The 10706-nt window shown below is 53.5% G+C and carries 9 protein-coding genes and 1 pseudogene; 1 reads left to right on the top strand and 9 read right to left on the bottom strand.

Annotation, left to right across the window (positions count from 1 at the left end):
* Nucleotides 1-193 precede the first annotated feature (193 nt).
* The 9 genes from CO660_RS31700 to CO660_RS31660 form a co-directional block, all read right to left on the bottom strand.
* A complete protein-coding gene (locus CO660_RS31700) occupies nucleotides 194-1309 on the bottom strand; it encodes a glycosyltransferase family 4 protein (RefSeq protein WP_097601827.1) in 1116 nt (371 codons plus the stop codon).
* 52 nt (nucleotides 1310-1361) lie between these two features.
* Nucleotides 1362-2477 (bottom strand): glycosyltransferase family 4 protein, encoded by a 1116-nt coding sequence (locus tag CO660_RS31695; protein WP_097601825.1) that lies wholly within the window; start codon nucleotides 2475-2477, stop codon nucleotides 1362-1364.
* Complete coding sequence (locus tag CO660_RS31690; protein WP_097601823.1) at nucleotides 2477-3589, bottom strand: glycosyltransferase; 1113 nt, start codon at nucleotides 3587-3589, stop codon at nucleotides 2477-2479. The genes CO660_RS31695 and CO660_RS31690 overlap by 1 nt, the downstream gene beginning before the upstream one ends.
* Nucleotides 3586-4545, bottom strand: a complete 960-nt coding sequence (locus CO660_RS31685) for a glycosyltransferase family A protein (protein ID WP_097601821.1) — start codon at nucleotides 4543-4545, stop codon at nucleotides 3586-3588. The genes CO660_RS31690 and CO660_RS31685 overlap by 4 nt, the downstream gene beginning before the upstream one ends.
* 5 nt (nucleotides 4546-4550) lie before the next feature.
* On the bottom strand, nucleotides 4551-5504 hold the full coding sequence (locus tag CO660_RS31680; protein ID WP_176536417.1) for a glycosyltransferase family 2 protein: 954 nt from the start codon (nucleotides 5502-5504) through the stop codon (nucleotides 4551-4553).
* Between the two features lie 60 nt (nucleotides 5505-5564).
* Nucleotides 5565-6638, bottom strand: coding sequence for a hypothetical protein (locus CO660_RS31675; RefSeq protein WP_097601818.1), 1074 nt, complete (start codon nucleotides 6636-6638; stop codon nucleotides 5565-5567).
* A 76-nt stretch (nucleotides 6639-6714) separates the two neighbouring features.
* Entirely contained in the window at nucleotides 6715-7455 is a 741-nt protein-coding gene (locus CO660_RS31670) for a methyltransferase domain-containing protein (RefSeq protein ID WP_097601817.1), read from the bottom strand.
* 15 nt (nucleotides 7456-7470) lie between these two features.
* Nucleotides 7471-8256 carry an FkbM family methyltransferase gene (locus CO660_RS31665; RefSeq protein ID WP_097601815.1) on the bottom strand — a complete coding sequence of 262 codons (786 nt, stop codon included), beginning with the start codon at nucleotides 8254-8256 and terminating at the stop codon, nucleotides 7471-7473.
* Entirely contained in the window at nucleotides 8253-10064 is a 1812-nt protein-coding gene (locus CO660_RS31660; RefSeq protein WP_097601814.1) for an ABC transporter ATP-binding protein, read from the bottom strand. The genes CO660_RS31665 and CO660_RS31660 overlap by 4 nt, the downstream gene beginning before the upstream one ends.
* 381 nt (nucleotides 10065-10445) lie before the next feature.
* On the opposite strand from CO660_RS31660, the pseudogene CO660_RS31655 reads away from it, so the two are divergent.
* Nucleotides 10446-10706 (top strand): annotated as a pseudogene (locus CO660_RS31655) (polysaccharide biosynthesis protein); the annotation flags it as partial.

Genomic DNA, 10706 nt, shown 5'->3' with positions numbered 1-10706 from the left:
CCTGCAACAGGCGCCTAGCCAGATGAAAACCGATAAAGCCGGCAGTACCTGTAATGAAGTAGCGCATTCCCACCTTTCTCGGCTCCCTGCCGACCGTTTCTTCTCGACATAGATACGGGTTTCACCCTTCGAACGAGGTGAGCGGCCCGCTTCTTTGATCGTTTGCTTGCTTTTGACCGCCCTCTGACAGGCGTCAAGGGGCTAAGCCGTAAAGATCCAGCACCCCCTCGACGACTATAGGTAGGGAATACTTTGTCGACGCAAGCTTACGTCCTTCTTCTCCAAGCGCTTCGCACTTTCCATGGTCGAGTAAGAGCGCTCTCAGCGCAGCGGTCAAGCTCTCGATATCACGAGGTTTGACCAGCAGCCCAGCTTTGCTATCGACGACCAATTCGCGGCATCCGGGCATATCAGTGGTGACGATCGGGCGGCCGCAAGCCATGGCCTCGATGAGAACCTTAGGCACGCCTTCCCCATAATAGCTCGGCAAACAAACGATCGAAGCTTGCGCAAGCGTCTGGGGCATATCCTCACGGTGACCCCACCACTCAACAACACCTTCGGAAACCCAACGCGCCAATTCGCTTTCAGGTACCGATGCGGGATTTTCGCTATCCGGTTTCCCTACCAGCACAAAGCGTGCATTCACGCCCTCGGCCCGCAACAACTTCGCCGCTTCGACGAACTCGCCTATCCCCTTGTCCCGGATCATCCGGGATGCAAGCATCACTATAGGGTCAATCGTGACTAACGGCGTGGGCACATAAACGTCCAAATCGACGCCGGCGCCGTGGATAAGATGGACTCTAGCCTCATCGACGGCACATGCACGGGTCACGACGTCGAAGTCTTCCCTGTTCTGGACAATGACAGCCGTACCCTTCCTGTTGAGCAGGTAGCGAAAGACCGAAACTATAAATTTCCTTAGAATTCTCGCCTTTAGGTTTTGGGATGAAAATACAAACCCCAGGCCACCCAACGCATTTATTCGTCTGGAGACGCCTGTCCACATGGCGACGATGCTGCCATACATGACCGGCTTCATTGCAACGTTGTGAATTACATCAGGCTTTTCGCGCGCTACAACCGAATAGAGCTCCGCGATCGCACCAAGTTCCCGAAACGGGTTCAGGCTTGACCGGACAAGCTGCCTCAGAGGCACAACGCGAATCCCCTGTTTTTCAATTTCATCCCGATGATCCGTCACTCTCGTTGCTACAACCACCTCGCAACCTTTTGCTTTCGCGGCGACGGCCAGCGGCAGGCGATGAGAATGGAAGTACCAATCCTCGGTTACAAAGAAGAGCACCTTCAAGCTTATTCACTCCGAGGGGCTGAAACGATTGCCAGTTTACACATGGTCACCATCTGCGGCTGCCCGGCAATTTTCCAGATGAGGCCGTGAACGATTGGAAACTGATGGCCTCCCATTTGTCGAGCACCTCTTCCAGAGCCGCGCCGGCATGGGCGACTTTGGCGGACTTCGACAGGCGAAGGCGAAGCTCGCCGTCCTGCATGAGCTGTCGCAAGCCGGCGGCTAGGGCGATCGCTTTTGTAGGCAGAGAATCCACGAGGAGACCGTTTTCTCCGCTTCTGATGAGCTCGTTCGTACCAGCGCAGTCACTGAAACCGATCGCTGGCAGTCCGTGAGCCAGCGCTTCCACAGTCGCCAGGCCAAAGCTTTCATAGGCAGATGAGATCACATAGAGCTGCGCTGTGCTATATTCGGAGGAGATATCCGGCGTGCTGCCAGGGATGAGCACGCGATCCGATAATCTTAGGCGCTTTACCTCTGCCTCTATCGCCGCTCTCTCGTCGCCATCTCCGACGATTTTCAATGTCCACTCTGGAAAATCGCTGGCGATCAAGGCGAAGGCTTGTACCAGTGTCATATGATCCTTCTGCGGATGAAGTCGCCCGACTGCGAGGAGGGTACGCGCCGACTCCATGCCAACAACGTCAGCCTGCCGATCAGCAGACCACCCGGTCGGATTGGGTAGCACGTCCATCTTGGCGCGGATCGCGGGCGGATACAGCTGTTTCATCTGGCTTGAAACAGCTGTAAACCTCTTAACAAATGGAGCGGACAATTTGAGCAGCATCCACTTGAGGGGCGTCCCGTTGTAGCGAGCAGGCACATTATGCTCGCTGGCTATAATGGGCAGGCCAGATCCCATTAACGCGAAAGCGATTGGTGTGTAACTCGATGGCATGAATGCCAGAACAACATCGGGAGCCAATTCGCGGATACGTCGCCGCAGCCTGATAAGCGGGAGCGGCATCAAGCCGCGGATCTTTAGCGCATGTCGTTTTATCTCCAAGTTTAGGGGATAAAAGGAAGATGCCGATATACCATCCAACGTCAGAATCGAGACGTCGTGACCGCGATGGTGAAGACCGTTCACCACTTCCGCAAAAACACGCTCGGCGCCGCCACCAAGCGTGGTCACTGATTTGATGCAAAACAAAAATTTCATCAACTGGCCGCTTGCTTCAGGACATTCTCCCAGCGATCAAAGCAGGCTGAGGGCAGGTATCGACGCATTGAAAGGCGTGCATTGCCGCCCATTTCGGCCCGCCGGACATGATCAGCCATCAAGTCGCCCAATGCTTTCGCAAGGCTGTCAGGCGAACCGTTCCCCTCAGCCAGCAAACCTGTTCCGCCGTGCTGTATCAAATCGCAGACTCCTGCGCAATCGCCATAGCCTACGGAAGGCAGGCCGTGCGCAAGAGCCTCGGCCAGAGCATTTGGAAAACCTTCCCACCTGGACGGCAGGCAGAACAGATTGGATGAGATATAAACTGACGCCACGTCCGAGGTCGTGCCTGTCAGAAATACGCGTCCCCGCAGGTTGGGGCTGCTATCGATCATCTCTTGGAGGGACATCCGGTTCTCGCCCTCACCGACGATTTTCAGATCCCAGTCTACAAACCGATCTGCGACGATTGAGAAGGCCTGCAGCAGAGCGTGATAATTCTTTTGATAGCTCAGTCGGCCGACCGAGAGCAGCGTGAAGCGGCCCTGTCGGTTTGCGGCCCCAGCGACGGCAAATTCATGAGCCTCGGAGACCGGATTGGGCGTCTCGACGATTAGTTCATGAAGAGCCTTCGGGTAGTAATCCCGATATCGGTCGAATTGCACTGTGATGCGTTTTGCGAAATGAAAGCTGAAATGTTCTTTTCGTTTGCTCCACGCGCTGTTGGCATATTCATAAAGCGTGGGCGCTGTACGTTCGGCCGCGATCAGAGGGATTCCCATTCCGGCTGTATAGGACAGCATAGCCCGAAACGGGCCGCCTTGAAAACAAATGATGACGTCCGGAGAGAACTGGGAAACGGATCTGCGAATCTTCGGCACGCGCTGCAAGCGCGTCAAAACATTCGCCTTCCGAGCGGCATCGCCCGTGTGTAGCTTGTACCAGCCTATTTCCGAGGCCATCGGATAAAAAGCTTCCGCATCGTCTCGGTCCCAGCTCAGAAGGGCCACTTGGTGTCCGCGACGGACCATCTCGTTCATGATGGTCACGATCATCCTCTCAAGACCACCAGCCATCTTATGCATCGCGCGGGCGACAAATAACAACCTCATTGTATATTCCTTTTATTCATGCGCCTCTCATGACGAAGGCGTTTCGGCCCTGTTGCCAAAAGGTGTGAGGTGGCGAGAATAGGATTTCTTGTGGAGATAAGGAGGAACTGGACAACGAACCGAAAGTACTGCCGCTTGAAATGGTGATATCTCAGATTCGGCCAATGGCTGGCATAATGATATTTGCCGATAGACCGCAAATATCCCTGATGTTTTTTTGCGACTGCGATCTCGGCAGTGCGATTTGCGTCTGGCGACTTGTCGGATCCCTGGGTTGAGTGCTGCAGGAACAGCTTTTCGGCCGTCCCGATAAAACAGCCGCCCGCGAGCGCGAGACGAATGGCGAAATCGATATCCTCAACGCGCTTTAACGACGCGTCAAAGCCGCCGAGCTTCAGGAACAGCTCTCGCCTAGCCATCAGCGCACATGTGGGGGTGCCCGAACCATAAAAGTAATCCGGCCTCCGCCTATAAAAGAGGAGATAATCCGCGACGTCCTTTCCGCATGGTGTGGTCCCCGTGGACCCGATAGCGGGAAGGGGTTTGAGATGGCCGTTGGGATAAATCCGCTCCCCTGCGGCATAGCACGCAACCGCCCGAGATCCGTTCGAAGCCTCGAACGACTTTATCGCGGCAACCTGCAGCATTACCCGCTTGGCGGCGCTCTCGTCATCATCATCGAAGAAAACGATGAAGTCTCCGGTCGCTGCTTCAATGATGGTGTTTCTTGCCTTGGCAGCGCCCCCATTTTCGCGGTGACTAATGAGGCGGATCCTGGGATCATCAGCAGTCAAAGATGCGACATACTCGGCCGATCCGTCTGTTGACGCATCATCGACGATGAGGATTTCGAGATCGAGCCAATCCTGCGACTGGGCGCTCCTGATAGCTTTGCCGATGGTGTCGCGTGCATTGTAACAGGTAATGCCAACGGTGACGCGCTCGCTCTGGTGCATGGATGTCACTTGCGATGGAACAGGGAAAAACTACGGTTGCTATCAAGCTGCGGCAGTGCATACCACAGGCGGGACCACGTCAAAAATGGATGGGTTATGGCGCTGATCATCAGTTTGCGGATAAAGGCAGGCTGGTCGCCTCGTAACCACAGATACTTTGTTTTCATCCATTCCCTCGAAAAGCGATAGTGTTCCTTGTTTTTGAATGCAGTCTCGTGCTTGTCGATGACCTGGAGCTTGTAATGGAGCTCCTTATCGAGCGACTTATCGAAGCTGTATGTCAGCGTCTGGGTCACGAGCGGTTCAGCGATCCCAATAAAGTGACCGCCCGCTCTTGCCACGCGCACGCAGAATTCCATGTCTTCGGACCTACGGAAGGCAGGATCAAATCCGCCAAGCTCTATGTAAGTCGAAGTCCTTGCCATCTGAGAGCACGTAGCGACCGCGCCGTAGCCATCCTCGACCGGCTCGCCCCACAAGAGCCGCCCCGCAACGGCCAGACCATGAGGCGCCTCCCTTTCCTGGGAGCATCCCATCGTTCGCTCTACGCGTTCAGTGCCATCGCGGGCTATCTGCCTCCTGGCTGTGTGACAGACTAACGGTACCCTTTCAGGAATTCTGGCTTCATACTCGACAATCCGCCGGTATTGCTTGGCGACTCTTTCTGGATCGCTCATATCATCGTCATCAAAGAACGCAAGAAAATCGCCTCTGGCTTCTGCTATTATTCGATTACGAGCCGCAGCTACTCCTGAATTATGAGACTGACGGAACAGCCGAAGCTGTGGATGTTTCTTGGCGATCTGCTCTACCAACTCGAACGTCTGGTCGCTCGATCTATCATCAACGACAACGATCTCCAGTGGCTCCCAACTCTGAGCAACGGCCGAAGATATGGCACCGGCAATATGCCTCTCGGCATTGAAGGACGTGATGCCAATGGTGATCAGCGGAGCCATTCGGTTACTCTTTCGGAATCCGAGCATACGAGGTAGGGTACCCGGTGGCCGTCGATAGGCCTAACCGTTTGCCACGGCGACGGGCTGGGCCTGATTGCCAGACCGCCTGCTGGTCAAAAAAGGTTGCACAATCATGTTAGTTCCGCACAACGCCATGACGAAGAGGATTGGACCAGGCAATAGCCAGGCCTGGGTCTGGTTGAATATGGCGTTCACTATGAAGAATATCGCGAACGCGGAACCTGATTCTCCGGGCTGCGCGAGCAGGTTTCGGAAGCCGACAACACAAATTAGGCCAATTATGCTCATGGCTGCGATCAGAAAGAAGGGACCATACCCGGCGCCAAACTGAAGATACGGAGACTGGATAGTGCCGACCATAAGCCAATCTTCCCGTGTTATGTCGAGCCTGTCGTTTAGCCCCCAAGGATTCGCTTCCGTCATGAGGTTAGCTAGCTTCTCTGGCGTGTTGGGGAATCTCGATCCCGGATAGCCGCCGTCGAGCGTCATCCACAGCCCCGCGACGGCACCATAGATTCGGATGCGCAAGGGCCTTTTGATTTTGTATTCAAAGCAATTGTCACCGATGCAATCAGCTCCGTTCGTTGTCTTTTGAAACCAAGTCTTATTGCTGCCAAGTTGATACGCAACCTCATTTCCAACCGAAATCATAGTCGGCGAAACGAGGACGGAAGAATAATACACGGGTATAGCCGTCGCTATTGTGAGAGCTACCGTCGTGAAGAGACCGCGATAATGCAAATTCGGCCCGAAATACAATAAACCAATCTGTATGATCACCAATACTATGCCAATTCTCCCCCCCGAGAGGAGGATTGCAGTCGCCAAGACACATCCCAACTTGGGGCGACGAGAAAGGAGCGACCATATGTAAACCGCTGCCAGACAAGTAGTTACGTCATCGCCAAAATACCAAAAAGCTCTCTTATAGAAGTCGGAATAACTATAGACTTCGCCGACATCAAACAGAAAGCTGAAGTGGATCAGGAGCGCCACGACCACGCCGGCGAGAGCAAGAAGCCATGGACGAAAATTGTAAATTCCGTATGCGATGACCCCGCCAAACGAAACAAGCAGCATCTGCACAGCGTTGGATTCGATTATTTGCGGCATCCGTTCGTCTCCGCTCCACCAAAGATTGTCTCGTTTCCAATCTGCATGGAGATAGCCTCCATCCTAATCAGAATGTTCACTCCCTTCTCGCACTGATGAGGTAGCCTAGGGCACATCTAACAGCGGGATGGTCTTGGTTGAACTTAGCTTCTCCACCCTTCCGGAACTTCCAACGTGCAAGTAGGTAGTCGATTGTTAAGGCAATACGAGTGCGCGTGCGCTTGAAGGGGCCAGGCAGCCCCGTAACGCTGCATGCCGTCGAGTACGGCCCCCAAAGCAGGGCAGTTGTGGATATAAGCGTGAAGCCGCACTCGTCGAGCAACGTTTGCCAATAAGCTGGCGTTCCCCTGATGTAGTCGCTGGGATGACCATGAACTCGAAAGATAAACGGTACGATAAAATGTAGACGTCCGCTCTTCTTTAATACCCTCTGGAGTTTGATCAGCGTTTCTTTTCCCTGATAGACATGTTCGAAAGTATTGAACGACACGACGGCATCATAGCGGTGATCGGCGCAAGGCAAGGGACCATCAGGCTCAACGAGATACGTTGGTTCGGTGCTAGGGTCGATATTTGCGGACTCGTACTCGAAGGGAGCGCCGGGCTTAATCCATTCTTTGACGTGCTGGCTATAGTTGGTTCGGCTACCACCACCAAAATCCAACACCAATCCCTCAAGGCCCAGGAACTTCAAGCGTTCATATTCAAGGCATCTCAACGTGCTGATGGTTCCGGCACGCTTGAGCATATGCAACAGGCGCCGAAAGGTAGGGATATCAAACCCAACGAGGCCACTTCCGTCTTGAAATTCGCGCATGTTTCCCCGCAACTCTTACTTCCGGCACAACAGAAGCGGCTTGTCCGATCGACGGCCCAGCACCTCGGTCACCATTTTGAAATGACTGGAAATCGCCTTTCGAACGCGTTCAGTATCGCAGATAGCCGGATGGAGTTCGATAACCAGGCACTTTACCGACGCGAGCAATTCCGGCTTTGCACACAGGAAATCTTCTTCGGAACCCTCAATGTCGATCTTTAGGATATCTACCTCCGTTCGGTTGCCGATACTGTCCATCAGAGTTTGAAGCGTTATCGTTTGGACTTCCAAATCACCTTCAGAGGAAACCCGGTGGCTCATCGAAGGTCCTGCGGTCGAAAAGCGTAACCGCTTTCCGTCAGAACCAGAGGCTGCGAAGTTGACTACGCGCCAATTCGCATAACGAGAACTGGCGTTTTTTGTCGCCACGGCGAAGGTATGGATATCGGCCTCAACACTTAGAATGTTAGCTTGAGGATTGACCTTGAGAGCCCAAGCAGCAAAGGTGCCGATATGAGCGCCTACGTCCAGCACGCATGGCGCCTCGGCAGACAGCAGATCAGCGTCCAGAAATGCATATTCGCGCTCGTGGAGTACCTCCACAATGGCATTGCTGTCTATGCCCCTGAAAAACAGCGGCTTCCCGTCATACTTCACCTCGAGCAGGCCGAGGGGATTTCTTTTTCGCCGAATAATCGTGCGCGCCGCAGCGACAGGACCTCCGGCCATCGGTGTGAGCCAACGAAGCGTCTGAAGGAGTTTTTTAAATCGTGTTATCATGCGATATTCGGCTGATTTCATTGCAGCGGCATTCCTTGCGGTGACGCTTGTACGAGGTCTCGAAAGAGTTCCTCATTCTCTAGCAAAGTTTCGTATGAACCTCGCGCGACAAGCCGGCCACGATCCAGAAGGACGATCTGGTCACAGTTGCGTACCGTCATCAAGCGATGGGCTATTATGACAATCGTTTTGTGCTTCCCGAGTTCAGATATCGCTTTCATTACCGCCGCCTCTGTCTGGGTATCCAACGCACTAGTCGCTTCATCAAAGACAACCACCTGAGGGTCTCTATACAAGGCACGCGCGATGCCCAAGCGCTGCCGCTGTCCTCCGGAAAGACGGGTTCCCCGCTCGCCAATGATCGTGTCGTAGCCATTAGGAAGTTCGTTCACGATGAAGTCATGGATGTGCGCCTGCGTAGCCGCCCGCTTCGCCGCTTCATTATCAATTTCCGAACGAGGAACACCGAATGCGATATTGGCCAAGACCGTGCTGTCTGCGAGAAAGATCTGTTGAGGCACATATCCCAAATTCAACTGCCATGCGCGGATATTGCGCATGTCCAGAGGCACGCCGTCTACAGTTATGCGTCCGGACGTCGCCGTCGTAAGACCGAGAAAAAGATCAACAATCGTGCTTTTGCCCGCGCCTGTTTGTCCAACAAATGCGACGGTACTATTAACAGGAATGTTCAGACTAATATTGCTTACGGTCTTCGATTTTGCAGACTGATATTGAAAATCGACATTCTCGAAGCGAACTACATTTCGGAATGGCAATGGCTGGTCCGGCCGAGCGCCTATTGGAAGACTATTCTGCTTTAGAGACAGATCGCGCAGCAACTCATCAAGTGCAGGGAGAGCGAATCGCACCTGTCCAACACTGCGAAACACATCCTGGAACGCCGGAAGCAGCCGATAGCCGGCAAAAGCGAAGAAGCTCATCAGAGGGAGTATTTCGTCAACCCTGTCCCCACGCGCTATCCAATAAAGCAGTACGCCAAGCATGGATCCGAACGCAACAGCTTGAATAAAGTAGAACGGAAGTTCGCGAGTAATCATCGTCATTGATTGATGGTGGGCATAGGCTTTGGATGGCACTCCGAATCGAGACAAATACTCCTCTTCCCGCCCGAGCAACCGCAGTTCCTTGATGCCTTGCAGCGCCTCTGCGGCAACAACGAACCGGGCATCATTGGCTTTAAGGCGTCGTTCGCCAGAATACTTAACGCGTTGCCGTGTGAACGCGTCGATTGCAATGTAGCTCAGTCCAAAAGAGCCGGCCAAGACGCCAGATGTCGCTGGCTCGACAACAATCAGCAGAACCACGATTGCAGTGGAAACGACTATCCCCGCAAGAGCGCGCATACCAGGCAGCATAACGTTGCCGGCAACCTCCTGGACTTCAGACAGCAGCGATTTCGACAAACTCGATGTGTTTTTCTCCAGGAAGAATTCATAGGGCTGGGCCATATAGGTCTTAAGGAGACGCATCGATATTGCGTGAATTCGCATCACTGAAAAACGTTGTATGGCGACAACCGTCAATGCACGTAGACTGAGGCTGAACAGCAAGAAAACGAGCATCACCACGCCCAATGCGATCAGGAAGGTGCGCGTGTCCTTAAAAGCAAATGTTTGATAAGCGAGTGAGATAAAATGATTGGTTTGAATTATATCAGGGTTTGCTAACACGCCGATAAATGGCAATATGCTAGCCACACCCGCAACTTCAAGAAAAGCAGACATTACCATCAACGAAAATATCATCGCGGCCCGCAGGCGCTCGCGAGCATCTAATACCGAATAGAGCTTTCTCAGTACTGCCAAGAATTTGCCTCGCAGGTTGTCAGGGAAGGCTAACTAGCAATCACGGTGCCATGTAGCAACCAAATAAGTCGTCGCTACAGGATGAAGGCTCCATATCCATACGAGCGATGTCGCTCCGGCCTCTCGTCCATTTCGTGATAGTGATATAATTATCGAACGCTGTTAAGCGCCCACCGGCGCGCCATTTGCTGTGGTTTTTATTGCTGAAAAGGGCCGGCAATAAATGTCTATCCTGGTGCACCCGACCTGAGATTACAGGGCAGCAACTTCTGATAGATAAGCGGTGCGGAAGGCTTTGATTTCCGATTATTTCAGTTGCGCTCGTTGCAGAAAATGACAAGAAGGTGGTTGTCTGATTGATCCGCGAGACGCTGGGAAGCAATGCCTGAAAATACCCCCACTGAGACGCCACGCTCGAGATGGTTCTTGGTGCCGATGCAGGCGCTCGTCGCCCCTCTGCTGGCCATGCCGCGTGCTGCCAAACGCGCTCTCGCCTTGCTGGTAGATTCCGGTCTTTGTGTCCTGACGATCTGGCTGGCCTATTGCTTTCGTCTGAACGAATGGGCGGTGCTAACTGGCGTGCAGTGGTTACCGGTCTTCGTTTCCTTGTGCATGGCGCTTCCCATCTTCATCGTCATGGGC

This window comes from Rhizobium sp. L9 (assembly GCF_002531885.1).
GTDB lineage: Bacteria > Pseudomonadota > Alphaproteobacteria > Rhizobiales > Rhizobiaceae > Rhizobium.
The sequence above is the reverse complement of the archived record's forward strand: the minus strand, read 5'-3'. Positions and strand labels throughout refer to the sequence as shown.

Bases quoted from the DNA above. Each gene is read 5' to 3' on its own strand.
- CO660_RS31695 (WP_097601825.1), bottom strand. From the start codon at position 2,477: ATGAAATTTTTGTTTTGCATCAAATCAGTGACCACGCTTGGTGGCGGC.
- CO660_RS31690 (WP_097601823.1), bottom strand. From the start codon at position 3,589: ATGAGGTTGTTATTTGTCGCCCGCGCGATGCATAAGATGGCTGGTGGT.
- CO660_RS31685 (WP_097601821.1), bottom strand. From the start codon at position 4,545: ATGCACCAGAGCGAGCGCGTCACCGTTGGCATTACCTGTTACAATGCA.
- CO660_RS31680 (WP_176536417.1), bottom strand. From the start codon at position 5,504: ATGGCTCCGCTGATCACCATTGGCATCACGTCCTTCAATGCCGAGAGG.
- CO660_RS31675 (WP_097601818.1), bottom strand. From the start codon at position 6,638: ATGCCGCAAATAATCGAATCCAACGCTGTGCAGATGCTGCTTGTTTCG.
- CO660_RS31670 (WP_097601817.1), bottom strand. From the start codon at position 7,455: ATGCGCGAATTTCAAGACGGAAGTGGCCTCGTTGGGTTTGATATCCCT.
- CO660_RS31665 (WP_097601815.1), bottom strand. From the start codon at position 8,256: ATGAAATCAGCCGAATATCGCATGATAACACGATTTAAAAAACTCCTT.